The sequence below is a fragment of the Bradyrhizobium sp. AUGA SZCCT0182 genome (genome assembly GCF_018130185.1).
Classification (GTDB): domain Bacteria; phylum Pseudomonadota; class Alphaproteobacteria; order Rhizobiales; family Xanthobacteraceae; genus Bradyrhizobium.
In genome coordinates, this window is sequence record NZ_JAFCLY010000021.1 from 59,435 (window position 1) to 74,119 (window position 14,685).

Below are 14,685 nucleotides of genomic sequence, written 5' to 3' on the forward strand. Positions count from 1 at the left end.
CTCAGTTCGCCTTCTCGATCAGGCTTTCCAGCAGGCGTTTCAAATCCGCCGTGGCCTTGTTGCCGTAATTCTCGGCGATGAAGGCCTCTTGGCTCAGCGCCAGCGAGTTCAGGCGCTGGGTCAGCGCCTTGCCGCGGTCGGAGGAGAACATCAAGACCTTGCGCCGGTCGTCGGCATCCTGGACCCGGTAGACGAGGGCATCCGACACCATCCGGTCGACCATCTTGGTCAGCGTCGGATGATTGAGCAGCACCGCTTCGGCAAGTTCACCCATCGAGTGGCCCTTGCCGTCCGACAACACCTTCAGGATGCGCCATTGCTCGACCGGCACGCCTTCCTTGCGGAAGCGCGCGTCGAGCTGGCGATTGATCTCCCGGTTGGCCTGCGCAAGCAGGTAGGCGAGATGCTCGGTGATGGGTTTACTGGGCGTTTTGGCCAAGGCTTTGAACTTCGTAATGGAGTTTTGGATGAATATTTAGCGCTCTTGCTTGATCTCTATGCACGGGAATCGTTGAATATTCAATATTTTCCACTAGGATATTTTTGTTGCTGAACACCTTGCCGATGGTAGTCTGATGGCGCCGGACTAAAAGAAGCTGAAAGGAGAGCGAATTGCTCTCGTTGCCGCAATTAAAAAAGTTCGGTGGGCCGCCGATGCCGCCGGAACTGCTGCTCAAGGGGTTTCCGGGGATGGGGACGGGCACCTCGGAGCCGGCGCTTGGCCCGTTCCGGGCGCCGCGTGATCGCAAGAAGTTGCGGATTGCCAATTTTGTCGGACTGTCCGGTCCGTCCGGAATCTGGGGCCCGGCCTCCATCAACAGTACGCTGCTGGGCATTTCCGAGATCAACCGCCGCGGCGGCATTCTCGGCCGCGAAATCGAAGTCGCGTTCCATGACACCGGCGGCGATATCGACGACGTGACGCGCACCGCTTCCGACATTGTCGCGTCCGAAGACGCCGATCTCATCATGGGCTCGCATATCAGCGCGGTCAGGGTGGCGCTGCGCAAGGTCGTCGCCGGTCACATTCCCTACCTTTACACGCCGGTCTATGAGGGTGGCGAGCGAACGCCCGGCGTCATGGCCATCGGCGAGACGCCGGGGGCGCAATGGCGCCCGGCCATCGAGTGGCTCGCCAACACCAAGCAGGCAGCGAGCTGGTATCTGATCGGCAGCGACTATGTCTGGCCATGGCTGTCCCACAAGGCGATCAAAAAATACATCGCGGACGCAGGCGGGCGTGTCGTCGGCGAAGAGTTCGTGCCGATCGGCGAGCACAATCACGGCAACCAGCTGGCGCGGATCCGGGCCGCGAAACCCGACGTGGTGCTGATCACGTTGATCGGCGCCGACAGCGTCGTGTTCAACCGTACCTTTGGCGAGCAGGGGCTCGGCTCCCGCATGCTGCGCCTAGCCGGCGCGATGGACGAGACCGTGCTGCTCGGGATCGGCGCCGACAATACCGAAAACCTGTTCTGCGCGTCCGGCTATTTTATCGACAAGGCGTCGCGCGAGAACGACGCTTTCCGCTGCCAATACGAAGCCACGTTCGGTCGCCACGCGCCGCCGATCGGTTCGATCGCGCAGTCGAACTACGAGGGGCTGCGGTTTCTGGAGACGGTCGCAGCGCGCGCAGGATCGCTGGCGCGCCAGCCGTTGCTCTCGGCGGCTGCGAACGTGGACTATCAAGGCGCGCGAGGCAACATCGGCATTCGCCGCGGCAGCGCCAGGATGCCGATCTATCTTGCCGCCGCCAACGGGTTGGACTTCCGGCTGATCAAACAGTTCTGACCGCGAACGCGTAACGCTTCGCAACGGGAGGCGTTGCAAAATAATCCTTGAAAAGGAAAACATTTCCGTTTCTAGTGATGGGTGTGGGGTTGGGGCCCTTCGCAATTTCCTTCGCGAGCCGTCAAAGAAACAGGAGAATCCATCGTGACAGTAGCGCTTCCTACTCCCGATCAGCTGCGCGCGGTTGCCGACCAATGCGGTCTGGCCTTGACCGATGAGGACGTCGCTTCCTTCCGCGGATTGATGCAGGGCTCGGTCGATGCCTACAACGCCGTGGGCGCAATGGCCGACGAAGTCCCGATCGTGAAGTACCCGCGGACCCCCGGTTATCGCCCGTCGCCGGAAGAAAATACGCGCAACGCCTGGTACCGCAAATCGACCGTCAAGGGCGCCGCCAGCGGCAAGCTGAAGGGCAAGGTCGTGGCGCTGAAGGACAACATCATGCTGGCCGGCGTGCCCATGATGAACGGCTCCGCGACGCTCGAAGGCTATGTGCCGGATTTCGACGCCACCATCGTCACGCGCATGCTCGATGCCGGCGCCGAGATTGCCGGCAAGGTGCATTGCGAATCGTTCTGCATCTCCGGCGGCAGTCATACCAATTCGACCGGTCCGGTGCACAACCCGCACAAGATGGGCTTTTCCGCAGGCGGATCGTCCTCGGGCAGCGCGGTCGTGGTCGCGCTCGGCGAAGTCGATATGGCGATCGGCGGCGACCAGGGCGGATCGATCCGGATGCCGTCGTCCTTCAGCGGCACCTACGGCATGAAGCCGACCTGGGGCCTCGTGCCCTATACCGGTATCATGCCGATCGAGATTTTCGTTGATCACACCGGGCCGATGACCGCCAATGTCGCCGACAACGCGCTGTTGCTCGAAGTGATCGCCGGCGACGACGGCTACGACCCGCGGATCAAGTCGCCCAAGGTGGAGGATTACACCAAGGCGCTGGGCGCCGGTATCAAGGGCATGAAGATCGCCATCGTCAAGGAAGGTTTTGAGCAGGTCGGCGCCGAAGCCGACGTCAACAGGAGCGTGATGGAAGCGGCGAAGCGGCTGGCGAGCCTCGGCGCGACAGTCGAACAGGTTTCAATCCCGATGCACATGGTGGCACCGGCGGTCTGGACGCCGATCGGCGCCGAAGGCATCGCCCAGACCATGATGTTCGGCGACGGCTATGGTCTCAGCCGCTCGGATCTGTACTCGACGTCGCTGATGGATTTTCATCGCGGCTGGCGCGGGCAGGCGGACTCGCTCTCGGAAACCACAAAACTGTTTCTGATGCTTGGCGTCTACATCAACAATAATTTCGGGCCGCGCTACTACGGCAAATCCGTCAACATCTCGCGGCGTATCACCGCGGCCTATGACAAGGTGCTGGCGAATTACGATCTCCTGCTGATGCCGACCACGCCGATGAAGGCGACGCCGTTGCCTGCACCCGGCGCCTCTCGGGAGGAGGTGTGCCAGCGCGCCTTCGAGATGATCACCAACACCGCGCCGTTCGACATCACGCACCACCCGGCGATGTCGGTACCCTGCGGCATGGTCGACGGCCTCCCGGTCGGGCTGATGCTGGTCGGCCGGCATTTCGAGGAATCGACCATCTATCGCGCGGCGCACGCCTTCGAGCAGGCGGCAGACTGGAAGAAAATGTAAGCAGCCGAACCCGCAAACGCTGCTGGATGCCATATGGATAATCTGTTCGTCGCACTGTTCGAGATCCTGAGTTTTGGCGCGATCGTCGTTCTGGTCGTGCTGGGGCTCGGGATCATCGCCAGCATGATGGGCATCTTCAACTTCGCGCAGGGCGAGTTCGTCCTGCTCGGCGCCTACGTCACCTATATCGTGCACAGCGCCGGCGCGCCGGTCTGGGTCGGAATGGTCGCCGCACCGTTTGCCGTCGGTGCACTGGGATTTGTGCTGGAGCGGAGCATCGTCCGGCGATTTTACGCCGCACCGATCGTGGCGATGCTGGGCACCTACGCGCTCGGACTCATTATCCGCGAAATCGTCCGCGGCCTGATCGGCGGGCTTTATCTGTCGGTCCCGGAGCCGCTCGGCGGTTCGGTCAATATCGGGACCATGCACTTTTCGAGTTGGCGGCTGGTCATCATCCTGATCACGGCGCTGGTGATGATCGGCAGCTATCTGCTGCTGGCGCGCACCGCCTTCGGGTTGCGCATCCGGGCCTCGCTGGAAAACCCCGCGCTCGCCCGCGCCTCCGGCATTTCAACCAATGCGATCTATGGCGCCACCTTTGCGTTCGGCGCCGCGCTCGCAGGTCTTGCAGGCGCGCTGATCGTGCCGGTGTTCTCGCTGTTTGCCGATCTCGGCCTGCGCTTCCTGATCCAGGGGTTCGTCGCCGTCATGGTCGGCGGAGTCGGCTCGTTCGCGGGACCCGTCGCGGGCGCCGGCGTGATCGGCACGCTGGCCGCGGCACTGCCCTGGATCATTCCGCCCGTGATCGCCGACGTCCTCGTGTTCGTTCTCGCCATCATCTTCATCAAGTTTCGGCCGCAAGGCCTGATTTCAGGAAAAGGGGTCTAGTTCATGTCCAGCGATCGCAGCCATCTCAACCGCCGGCGGTTTCTTTCCAACTTCGCCTTTGCCAGCACCGCCATCGCCACCGGCGTCGGCAGTTGGGTCGTTCGTCCCGATTGGGCGAACGCCGCGGCCGCCCCGATCAAGGTCGGCATCGCGACCGACTTGACCGGTCCGATCGGTTACGCCGGCAACGCGGATGCGAACGTCGCAAAAATGGTGATCAAGGAAATCAACGACTCCGGTGGATTGCTCGGCCGGCCACTGGAATTGTTCATCGAGGACACGGCCTCGAATGAATCGGTCGCGGTCGGCAACGTCCGAAAACTGATCCAGCGCGACAAGGTCGATCTGGTGCTGGGCGGCATCACCAGCTCGATGCGCAACGCTATCAAGGACGTCATCGTCGCCCGCGGCAAGACGCTCTACATCTACCCGCAGCTCTACGAGGGCAAGGAATGCACGCCCTATCTGTTCTGCACCGGCCCGACGCCGGCGCAGCAGTGCGACGAATTCATTCCCTGGCTGATCAAGAACGGCGGCAAGCGGTTCGCGCTGCCGAGCGCCAACTACGTCTGGCCGCACACGTTGAACGTCTATGCCCGCAAGGTGATCGAGGCCAATGGCGGCGAGGTGGTCTTCGAAGAATATTATCCGCTCGACCAGATCGACTTCAGCGCCACGGTGAACCGGGTCATCTCTAACAAAGTCGACGTGGTGTTCAACACCGTGATCCCGCCGGGCGTCGGGCCGTTTTTCAAGCAGCTGTACGAGGCGGGATTCCTCAAGAACGGCGGCCGGCTAAGTTGCGTCTACTACGACGAGAACACGCTCAACATCAACCAGGCGGCCGAGATCGAAGGCCTTGCAAGCTGCCTCGACTATTTCAAGGCGCTCACACCGGAAGATCCGTTCAGCGCCAAGCTTCATGCGACCTACGAAAAGCAGTTTCCGGGCACCTTCCTGTTCGCCGCGGGCAGCGCCGCGACCGGGACCTATCGTGGCCTCAAACTGTGGGAGGCGGCCGTCAAGGAAGCCGGCAAGATCGATCGCGACGGGGTCGCGGCGGCACTGGACCATGCCAAGATCGCCGAAGGTCCCGGCGGACCCGCCGAAATGGTTCCCGGCAAGCGGCATTGCAAGATGAAGATGTACACGGCGGTTGCCAAGGGCGGCAATTATGAGATCGTCGCGCGCAGCGCCGGCCTCGTCGATCCCAAGGAATGCTAAAAGGGAATGCTGAGAAGGAATGCTGATGCAATGCCAAAGGTAACACCGAGCATCGCGCGGCGGCAGCAAGCCGCCGCCAAGTCAGGAGCAGGTTTGCTGGCCATTTGATGACAGAAACGACACCGACGACGTCGCTGCCGCTTCCCCTTCGGGTCGGCCGCCAGCGCCGATGGCAAGTGCTGCCGATCATTGAAATCGTGGTGCTGGCGATCGCCGTGCTGCTGCCATTCGTCCTCAAGGACTACCTGACGATCTATGCCACGCGGGTTCTGATCCTGTGCCTGTTTGCGCTCTCGTTCGATCTGGTGTGGGGATATGCCGGCATCATGAGCTTCGGGCAGGCCGTGTTCTTCGGCACAGCCGGTTACGGCGTGGCGCTGATAGCGCGCGATCTCGGCGTCACCTCCATCCTGCTGGTGCTGCCGGCCGGCCTTTTGATTGGTTTTGCCTTTGCGCTGCTGCTCGGCGGGTTTCTGCTGCTCGGACGTCATCCATCCAGCGTGATCTTCGTCTCATTGGGCACGCTGACCGGCTCCTACGCGGCCGACCGCGTGGCGCGGGGCTGGTATTATCTGGGCGGCCAGAACGGCATTCCCTCGATCCCGCCGATGAGCCTCGGCAGCTACGACATCACGGAGGGGCCGGTCTATTATTACATGACGCTCGGTATTCTCCTGGCGGTCTATTTGCTGTGCCGTTTTCTGGTGCGATCGCAATTCGGTCTGGCGCTGGCAGGTCTACGCGAGAACGAGCAGCGGATCGCCTTCTTCGGCTATCAGGTGCAGCGCCTCAAGGCGATCATCTTTTCCTTTGCCGGCGCCGTCGCGGGCCTCGCGGGCAGTCTTTATGCGTTTCACGAAGGGTTCGTCTGGCCCAACATGCTGGGCGTGGTGATCTCGACGCAGGTGGTGCTTTACGTTTTGTTCGGCGGCTCCGGCACGCTGATCGGCGCGGTGATCGGCACGGTCGCGATCGAGGCGGTCAGTTTCTGGCTGTCGAACTCCTATCAGGACATCTGGCCGATCATCCTCGGCGTATTGCTGCTGCTGGTCATCCTGTTTCGGCCCGCAGGCCTGATCAGCCTGATCCTGAGCGAGCGCGAGCGTGTCGGCAATTTCGGCCGGCTTCCGGAGGAGGGCGATCGTGGCTCTTCTTGAAGCGCGCGGCCTGATCAAGATTTTTGGCAAGCTGACGGCGCTGAACGGCGCCGATCTCACCGTTGCCGAAAACGAATTCCACGGCCTGATCGGACCTAACGGTTCGGGCAAGAGCACGCTGATGAAATGCGTCGCCGGCGCGGAAATCCCGACCTCGGGCACCGTGACGTTCGGCGGCCGCGATATCTCGCAAGCGTCGCCGGCGGAGCGGGCGCGCGCCGGCATGAGTCTCAAGTTCCAGATCACCAGCGTGCTGCCGGCGTTGACGCTGTACGACAACATCCTGCTGGCGCTGCAAGCGCAGTGCTCGCTGCCCAGCCTGGTGTTTTCGCGCAGCCGCGGCGTGCTGCACGATCGCGCCATGGCCATGCTTGAACAGTTCCGTCTGGTGGATCGCGCGGCGGAGCCGGCGTCCGCGCTGTCCCACGGCCAGCAGCAATGGCTAGAGATCGCGATGGCGCTGGCGCCCGAGCCAAAACTACTGCTGCTGGACGAACCGACCGGCGGCATGAGCCTCGAGGAGCGCCGGGTGACCGGTGAACTCCTGCAGCCGATCAAGAAAAAATGCTCCCTCGTCATCGTCGAGCACGACCTCGATTTTATCAGGGACATCTGCGACCGGCTGACCGTGCTCGATCAGGGCAGCGTGCTCGATTGCGGATCGGTTGCGCATATCCAGTCGAGCGCCCGGGTTCAGGAGGTCTATCTCCGCCGTGCCTGATCAGGACAGATATCTCGACATCCAGAGCGTCAACGCCGGCTATGGCCGCAGCCAGGTGCTGTTCGGCGTCAGCATGGCCGTGCCGTGGCGCGGCGGCGTCGCCATTCTCGGCCGCAACGGCGCCGGCAAGACCACGCTGATGAAGGCGATCGTCGGCGAACTGCCGTTGCTCGGCGGCGCCGTCAGTCTCGATGGCCGCAGCGTCGGCGCGCTGCCGACCGAGCAGCGCATTCGCCTCGGTGTCGGCTACGTCCCGCAGGAGCACTCCGTATTCGGCAGGCTTTCGGTGCGCGACAATCTCGCCGTCGGCGCATTGACCAACCGCGATAGCCAGGCCGTCAACCGCGTGCTGGAGATTTTTCCAAAACTAGGTCAGCGCATGGATCAGGTTGCCGGCACATTGTCCGGCGGCGAACGCAAGATGCTGGCGATCGGCCGTGCGCTGTTGTCGAACCCCCGGGTGTTGTTGCTGGACGAGCCGACCGAAGGCGTCTGGATCGGCGTGATCGAGGAAATCACCGAGCGCCTGATCCTGCTGGCGAAGGATATCGCGATCGTGATCGTCGAGCAGCATCTCGATCTCGCGCTCCGCGTCGCGGACCGCGCCTTCGTGCTCGACCGCGGCAGGGTCGCGCTATCAGGATCGGCGCAGGAAGTCCGCGACGATCCGAGGCTGCTGCAGTATCTGGCGCCTTAGGGTGATGAGATTCCGCGAGGGCGGTGCGCTCCCTCTCCCGCGCTTGCGGGGGAGGGCTGGGGTGGGGGTGCTGCCGCGAGTCAGACTGTTCGTGTGGAGAGAGTTTCCCCCACCCGGATTGCATCTCACGATGCGATCCGACCTCCCCCGCAAGCGGGAGAGGTGAAGCGAGTTTGCCGAACGGCCGAGTCAATTCAACGTCATCGAACTCACGACGCCTGGGCCTTCGCGGCGCGGCGCTCGAAGGTCATCGCCTGCAACACTTCAGCGAACGCGCCTTTGCGGTCGCTGAGCGTTGCCATGGTGAGGCCCGCGCCATTGGCGCCGGCGCGGGTGCGCGAGCGGATCAGGATCCATTCGCCCTCCGGCGCGCGGAGGAAATACAGGCTGATCTCGGGATTGATAAAAGTCCATTCGCGCATGTCGACGATCTGGCCGACGCCTGAGGCAAAGTCCGCGGCCTGTACCGCCTGCAGCAGCGGCGTGTTGGCCTCGCCTTCGACCATGGGGACGTCGAGCCGCATCCATGCCGCCGCGGGTCCGGGCTTTTCCAGCGCGCCTTCAATGAGCCGCACCGAGACGTTCTGGAAATAGCGGCTCCATTTCTGCGCAAAGGAAGGCGGCGGGGTGCCGGATTCCGGCGGCGCATCGTCGCTCAATGTTTTCGAGAAAGGATCGGCCGGCGACTCGCTGCCCTGCGCCGTCAAGAGCGCCGTACAGCGGCCGATCTCGGTGTCGCCGTCCACCAGCCGCACCTGGATGGTCTTGGCCTTGCGGCCGTCGCGCAGCATCTCGGTCTCTAAGCCGAAGGCACGCAAGCCCGCCGGCCGCCATAGGTCGAAGGTGAGGCGGCGCACGGCAAATCCGCTATTCTCGGCGAGCCGTTCGACCTCGCGCGTCATCAGCGCGGTGGTCGCGCTGCCCTGCAGCATATCGGGCGACCACGGCCCGCCGGCGTGCTCGGTGGCGCGGTAGAGACGGCCTTCCGGCTTGAAAATGGCGGTCATATCGGGCTCCGCGGTTGAATCGTTGCCCGATTTCTACGAAGACCCGTCCGCCGCCACAATAACCGCGGAGGTTATGTAATGGCGGCATGCGGCCCGGGCCCTTGCCCCGGGCCTCAATCGGCTTATTTTCCGGCCATCATTTGAAGCGAGGACGCGCCCATGAGCACCATAAAGCCGCTGAAGATCGACATCGTCTCCGACGTGGTCTGCCCGTGGTGCTATATCGGCAAGCGCCGGATCGAGAACGCGCTGGCGCTGGTGCCTGACGTGCCGGTCGAGGTGCGCTGGCGGCCGTTCTTCCTCAATTCCTGGGTGCCGCGCGAGGGCATCAGCCGCGACGAATATCTCACTGCCAAGTTCGGCTCGGTCGAGGCCTACAAGGGCATTGCCGGCCGCGTCGTCACGGCGGCGGGCGAAGAGGGCCTGACCTACCGGCCTGAACTGGTGAAGCGCCAGCCCAACACCACCGATTGTCATCGCCTGATCCACTGGGCGGAAGCGCAAGGCAAATCCGGCGAGATGAAGCAGCGCCTGATGGAATTGTACTTTCGCGACGGCGGCGATCTCACCGATGTCGACGTGCTGGTGCAGGCCGCCGCCGATGTCGGCCTCGACGCCGACGACGTGCGCAAGCGCCTTGCCACCGATGAGGACGTCGCGCTGATCTCGGGCCAGGCGCAGGAAGCGTCCGAGAAGGGCATCTCCGGCGTGCCGACCTTCGTACTGGCGCAAAAATACGCGATATCAGGCGCCCAGCCCGCCGACCAACTCGCCCGCGCCATCCGTCAGGTGTCCGGAGAGATCAACGCGCAGGCGGCGGAATAGCTGAGTTCGTCATGCCCGGGCTTGTCCCGGGCATCCACGTCTTCCTTAGAGACTCAAAGCAAGACGTGGATGGCCGGGTCAAGCCCGGCCATGACAACTGAGAGCTACGGCCCCCGCAGTTGTCTCCGCGCGCCTTTCATGCCCTGATATTTCCACAGAACCAAGAAACCACAGGAAAACGCCATGATCTATGAGTTGAGGACCTACACCGTAAAGCCCGGCACGATCGGCGACATGGTGAAAGCGGCGAGCACCGTGTCGGCGGACATCCGCAAGAACGACTACGGCAAGCTCGAAGGCTATTGGATGACCGAGATCGGGCCGCTCAACCAGGTCCTGCACATGTGGAGCTACAACAGCTTCGAGGAGCGTGCGAAGCTTCGCGCGGACCTCTCCAAAAATCCGCGTTGGACGGCTGAGTACATTCCACTGATCCGTCCGCTGCTGCTGCGCCAGAATGTCCGGCTGATGAATGCGATCAAGCCGCCGGTCGCTCCGGCATCCTCAGGCAACGTCTATGAACTGCGCAACTATCGCGGCAAGCCGGCTGGTGGCCTCAAGCAATGGCTCGATGCGTTCACCGCCGTGCTGCCGGAGCGCGAGAAATATTCCAAGATCGTCGGCCTCTGGCAGACCGAGTCGGGCGAGCCCAACGAGGCCTGCCACATCTGGGCCTATCCCGACCTCAACACCCGTGCTGAAGTGCGCGCCAACACCATGAAGGATCCGGCCTGGCAGGAATTTTTGGGCAAGGGCCCGGGCTTCCTGGAAGAGATGCACTCGACGATCATGCTGCCGGCACCGCACTCGCCGTTGAAGTGAGGTGAGGCATACTCCGTCATGCCCGGGCTCGTCCCGGGCATCCACGTCTTAACGACGCATCGGCAAGGAAGTCGTGGATGGCCGGGTCAAGCCCGGCCATGACGGCTGAGAGCCCTCACGTCCCCTTCAAATAGTAATTCGCGCGCTTCCCCAGCGCGATGCGGCGCAGTACGCGGCGCATCGCCATCGAGGCGCGGAGCGGTTTGATCGCCGTGGTCACCGTGCGGTAGAAGGCGAGCTTGAGCGCGTCGCGTACCGGCTGCTTGCCGGGCGGTTGCTGCGGCATACCAACGCCGCGCAGCATTGAATTGAAGAAGTGCAAATCGTTGAGGCGGCGCACTTCGCGCGTCTTCCAGGTGATCGCCATCGAGATCGAGAAGCTGTCAGCGGTGCGCACCCAATGCGGCCACTGATACGGCACGTAGCAGCCGTCGCCTGCGAACAGGTGAAACTCCTTGCCGCGCGCGGCAAAGCTCTCGTCATATTTCAGATTGCGGTGCTTGGTCATCGAGCGCTCGATCTCGTCGTCGGAGACGATGCTGCGGTCGGTATTGTCCAGGATGGTGAAGAACTTTTCGCCGTGGATGTGCACGAAGAAATTGTCTTCGCTGTCGAGATGGAACGGCGTGGTCGAATTCGGCGAGGACACGAACAGAAAACCTTCGAGCTGTTCGAAGCCGGCGTCGCCTAAGCTGTTGAAGCCACGGGCGCGCGCCACCGAGAGCAGGGTGTCTTCGAGCAGCTGGCGATATTCCGGCGAATTCTCCACCCGCTTGAGCACCATCCAGGCGCCGGCAGTCTCGATGCTCTTCACCACTTCCACGGGATCGAGATCAACCGAGGGAATGGCGTCGGGATCCTGGCTGATCGCGACCTTGCCGGAATTGTATTCAATCAAATCGCGCGGCAGTTCGGCCGCGAGCTGCGCGATGCGCGGCAGCATCAGGAGCGGATGGCCGGCCAGCTTGTGGCGGATCGCGAACGGTTTTAGCGGAAAGTCGCGGCGCAGCGCGTCGTTATCGGCGGTGATGACCGGTGCTACGGCGGTCTGGGTATTCATGAGGATTTCTCCTGGCGTTCCCTGATGAAGCGGATGGCGCGGCGCGCCGGCTCGCGGGCGAGCTTGCGCAGCGTCAAGGCGGCTTGCGCCAGCGTTGCGACCACGTCGCCCCGCCGCAGCGGAAACAGCACGTCGCCGATCGCAAGCCGTCCGCGCCAGATCGGATTGATCATGGGGTGGTCGGCGTTGGCGGTGGAATCGACGAGCGCAATTGTGGGATCGGCGCAGAGATGCCGGGTCAGGTCGAGCGTCAGCTGCACGCCCGGCGAAAATTTCGAAAAGCGTTCATCGACGCCGAGCTTGAAATAGAACGCTCGATCCTGATGCCGCAGCACGATGGCTGATGCCACCGGCGTCTCGCCGGCGCGCAACGTTACGATCTCGCATTGGCCGGTGGCTGCGAGCGCCGAAGTGGCGTGGCGGACAAAGGCGGCATCGCCCGCGTGCTGCACCAGCGCCGTGCCGCGCTTGGCTTTCCAGCCGCTGGCTTCCAGGTTGAGGAAGGTCTCGATCGCCGCCGTAACCTCGACGGGCGTGCGCGCAATGTCGAAATGCACCTCGCCATGGTCGCCAAGCCGGTTACGCTGGCGGCGCAATTCCTTGAGTTTCTTCGGTCCCAGCCCCTCGCGCAGCAACTCATCGGGGTCGAGGGTGGCGTCGAGCGCGGCGCGGACATGCGACTGCAGCACGCGCGGCGTCAGACCGTCGCGGGCCAGGACAGCGGTGAAAGCCTTCATCGCGGCGCCGTCCAGCGACATGTCGCGCAGCATCAGCGCGTGGGCGCCGGCCTTGCGCGCGCCGTCCAACAGGCGCCCGGCTGCTTGTTCGGCATGATCGCGGCCCAGCAGCGGCGTGGACAGCGAGCCATAGGGGTCGGCGCTGACCCAAACGGGCAGGGGAATCTTGTAGGCCCGCCACATCGAAATAACCGGCATCAACCCGGTCAGCTCGCCGGCATCGCTCCAGGCACTCAATGCAGAAGCACCGACGCGTCCGCGCGCGGAAGCGTTGACCGCCAGTTCCCATTCCGGGAGGTAATAGCCGTTGGGCTCGGCTACGCGCTCCGACAGCGCGCGCCATTGGGCGGCGGGCATTTCGGCAAGCGGCGTCAGCGCACCGGCAGGCGCCACCGGCGCGCGCGTGCGTGCGGCATCCCCTGGCGATGCACGACGGACTACCGATGTCTCTGCAACCTCGGCCACTTCCCCGTTTCCCCGGTCGCGATGTCGAGAGCGGCACCAATAGGGTGCCGCCTGCTTCCACCACGTTCTGGGGGCAACGCTAGCGCAGAGAAATGGAAAATGCCGGTGGGGCCGCGCTCGGATTTGAGCGGTTATGTTAACGGCTGATTCAGCATGCCGCCGCAGGCAGATGCTGCGAGGATAAGCGTTCAACCATCTCCGGCCGGGCAAGCGGCTGTCTTGACGGCCCGGATCGCAGGAGTGGGGACGTAGCCCCCGCCGGCGTGAACCGGCGGGAAGTATCTTCGTTAGCCAACTCTCAGATTTTCCGCGGAGGTCTTGCCACGGTTTTCTTTTTCTTCGTAGCTGACCTTGGCGCCCTCATTCAGGGAACTCAGTCCGGCTTTTTCTACCGCCGAGATATGCACGAACACATCCTTGCCGCCGCTGTCGGGCTGGATAAACCCGAATCCCTTGGTTGCGTTGAACCACTTCACAGTACCTGTCGCCACGTCCGCACTCCCTGTTTTGATCGAGGCCGACAACCTAGGTCGGTCTGAGGGTGCTCCGCAAGGAAAACCCGCCGGGGCGGACCGCCAGGAGGCAACGGACGGCCAAAACCAGCCGGTTGGACTAGGCTGCGCAGTCGTTGGCCACGCGGCCGTCTGTGCCTGATGTCACCGATAATCGTTCGGGTTCCATGTGAGGTTACCGGTCTTCATTCGCCCGCTTCGGCCAGCTGGTACCGGACCGGCGTGTGGTGCCAGCCCTCATCGTGCTTGCGCCAATAGATATCCTTCAGCCGCGTCGAGATCGGCCCGGGCCGGTCATTGCCGAGGATGCGCCCGCCGATGCGCGACGCCGGCATGACGCCGCCGGCGGTGGTCGCGAGAAAGACCTCGTCCGCGTGGTCGAGCGCCGACCGCGGGATCGGCTCGACCGCCGCCTCGATGCCGAGTTCGGCGCACAGGTCCAGCACCGATTGCCGCGTGATTCCGCGCAGGCTGCCGCGGTCGGGCGTGCTCACCCGGCCGTCCCTGACGACAAAGACGTTGAAGCCCGGCCCCTCGGTGAGAAAACCCTGCGCGTCGCACAGCACGGCGGTGTCGAAACCGGCATCGTGCGCCTCCATCAGGCCGGAGGTCAGGTCGTTCCACTGATAGTTCTTCACCGTGGGATCGACCGAGGCGTCGGGCACCCGCGGCGTCGAGGCGATGAATACATGCGCGCCGCGCGCCTGCACGTCTTTCGGCACGACGTCGATCCACGGCAGCGCATACGCGATCAAATGGTTTTCGCAATCCGCCGGCCGGCGCGATCCCATAACCCGCGGCCGTCCGCGCGAGGCCACCATCGCGACATAGGCGTTCGCCAGGCCGGTGAGCGCGACACAGCGATGCAGGATCGCCTCGATCGCGGCGCGGTCTTCCGGCGGATGGATTCTGCGCTTTTCCATCGAGCGCTCGAACCGGTCGAGGTGGTCTCGGAGCCGGAAGAAGCCACCCTTGAACACATGCACGACGTCATAGACAACATCGGAGCGCGTAAATCCCCAATCCGTCACCGGCAGCGTCGCCTCGGCGATCGGAACATAGCGTCCCCGGACGTAGCCGGCTCCATCGGGGTAGGGGGCAGTGGTCATGGGGTGTC

16 protein-coding genes are annotated in these 14,685 nt (G+C 63.5%); 9 read left to right on the forward strand and 7 right to left on the reverse strand.

Annotated features, from left to right (window positions below; genetic code table 11):
• Position 1 precedes the first annotated feature (1 nt).
• Positions 2 to 439, reverse strand: coding sequence for a MarR family winged helix-turn-helix transcriptional regulator (locus JQ611_RS22185; protein ID WP_212413667.1), 438 nt, complete (start codon positions 437 to 439; stop codon positions 2 to 4).
• A complete protein-coding gene (locus tag JQ611_RS22190; RefSeq protein WP_212466599.1) occupies positions 420 to 677 on the reverse strand; it encodes a hypothetical protein in 258 nt (85 codons plus the stop codon). The genes JQ611_RS22185 and JQ611_RS22190 overlap by 20 nt, the downstream gene beginning before the upstream one ends.
• On the opposite strand from JQ611_RS22190, the gene JQ611_RS22195 reads away from it, so the two are divergent.
• The 7 genes from JQ611_RS22195 (at position 655) to JQ611_RS22225 (ending at position 8,140) form a co-directional block, all read left to right on the forward strand.
• Positions 655 to 1,791 carry a substrate-binding domain-containing protein gene (locus JQ611_RS22195; RefSeq protein ID WP_212466600.1) on the forward strand — a complete coding sequence of 379 codons (1,137 nt, stop codon included), beginning with the start codon at positions 655 to 657 and terminating at the stop codon, positions 1,789 to 1,791. The genes JQ611_RS22190 and JQ611_RS22195 overlap by 23 nt on opposite strands.
• Positions 1,792 to 1,935: 144 nt before the next feature.
• On the forward strand, positions 1,936 to 3,450 hold the full coding sequence (locus JQ611_RS22200; protein ID WP_212466601.1) for an amidase: 1,515 nt from the start codon (positions 1,936 to 1,938) through the stop codon (positions 3,448 to 3,450).
• A 33-nt stretch (positions 3,451 to 3,483) separates the two neighbouring features.
• Complete coding sequence (locus JQ611_RS22205) at positions 3,484 to 4,341, forward strand: branched-chain amino acid ABC transporter permease (RefSeq protein ID WP_212264336.1); 858 nt, start codon at positions 3,484 to 3,486, stop codon at positions 4,339 to 4,341.
• A 3-nt stretch (positions 4,342 to 4,344) separates the two neighbouring features.
• Positions 4,345 to 5,565 (forward strand): substrate-binding protein, encoded by a 1,221-nt coding sequence (locus tag JQ611_RS22210; RefSeq protein WP_212466602.1) that lies wholly within the window; start codon positions 4,345 to 4,347, stop codon positions 5,563 to 5,565.
• Positions 5,566 to 5,672: 107 nt separating this feature from the next.
• Positions 5,673 to 6,722 carry a branched-chain amino acid ABC transporter permease gene (locus JQ611_RS22215; RefSeq protein ID WP_212441501.1) on the forward strand — a complete coding sequence of 350 codons (1,050 nt, stop codon included), beginning with the start codon at positions 5,673 to 5,675 and terminating at the stop codon, positions 6,720 to 6,722.
• Positions 6,709 to 7,443 (forward strand): ABC transporter ATP-binding protein, encoded by a 735-nt coding sequence (locus JQ611_RS22220; protein ID WP_212387169.1) that lies wholly within the window; start codon positions 6,709 to 6,711, stop codon positions 7,441 to 7,443. The genes JQ611_RS22215 and JQ611_RS22220 overlap by 14 nt, the downstream gene beginning before the upstream one ends.
• On the forward strand, positions 7,436 to 8,140 hold the full coding sequence (locus JQ611_RS22225) for an ABC transporter ATP-binding protein (RefSeq protein ID WP_212387165.1): 705 nt from the start codon (positions 7,436 to 7,438) through the stop codon (positions 8,138 to 8,140). Before JQ611_RS22220 ends, JQ611_RS22225 begins: the two co-directional genes overlap by 8 nt.
• Before the next feature lie 209 nt (positions 8,141 to 8,349).
• Here the strand turns inward: JQ611_RS22225 and JQ611_RS22230 are convergent, their stop codons facing one another.
• A complete protein-coding gene (locus JQ611_RS22230; RefSeq protein ID WP_212466603.1) occupies positions 8,350 to 9,147 on the reverse strand; it encodes a thioesterase family protein in 798 nt (265 codons plus the stop codon).
• Between the two features lie 159 nt (positions 9,148 to 9,306).
• Between JQ611_RS22230 and JQ611_RS22235 the strand changes: the two genes are divergently transcribed.
• Entirely contained in the window at positions 9,307 to 9,972 is a 666-nt protein-coding gene (locus JQ611_RS22235) for a DsbA family protein (RefSeq protein ID WP_212264342.1), read from the forward strand.
• Between the two features lie 183 nt (positions 9,973 to 10,155).
• Entirely contained in the window at positions 10,156 to 10,794 is a 639-nt protein-coding gene (locus tag JQ611_RS22240) for an NIPSNAP family protein (RefSeq protein WP_249133358.1), read from the forward strand.
• A gap of 115 nt (positions 10,795 to 10,909) precedes the next feature.
• On the opposite strand, the gene JQ611_RS22245 is transcribed toward JQ611_RS22240, so the two are convergent.
• The 4 genes from JQ611_RS22245 to JQ611_RS22260 form a co-directional block, all read right to left on the reverse strand.
• Positions 10,910 to 11,854, reverse strand: a complete 945-nt coding sequence (locus JQ611_RS22245; RefSeq protein WP_212466604.1) for a cupin-like domain-containing protein — start codon at positions 11,852 to 11,854, stop codon at positions 10,910 to 10,912.
• Positions 11,851 to 13,056, reverse strand: coding sequence for a GNAT family N-acetyltransferase (locus tag JQ611_RS22250; protein WP_409411290.1), 1,206 nt, complete (start codon positions 13,054 to 13,056; stop codon positions 11,851 to 11,853). The genes JQ611_RS22245 and JQ611_RS22250 overlap by 4 nt, the downstream gene beginning before the upstream one ends.
• A gap of 287 nt (positions 13,057 to 13,343) precedes the next feature.
• Positions 13,344 to 13,547, reverse strand: coding sequence for a cold-shock protein (locus JQ611_RS22255; RefSeq protein WP_192734282.1), 204 nt, complete (start codon positions 13,545 to 13,547; stop codon positions 13,344 to 13,346).
• A 206-nt stretch (positions 13,548 to 13,753) separates the two neighbouring features.
• Positions 13,754 to 14,677, reverse strand: a complete 924-nt coding sequence (locus tag JQ611_RS22260; RefSeq protein WP_212466605.1) for an aminotransferase class IV — start codon at positions 14,675 to 14,677, stop codon at positions 13,754 to 13,756.
• Between the last annotated feature and the right edge of the window lie 8 nt (positions 14,678 to 14,685).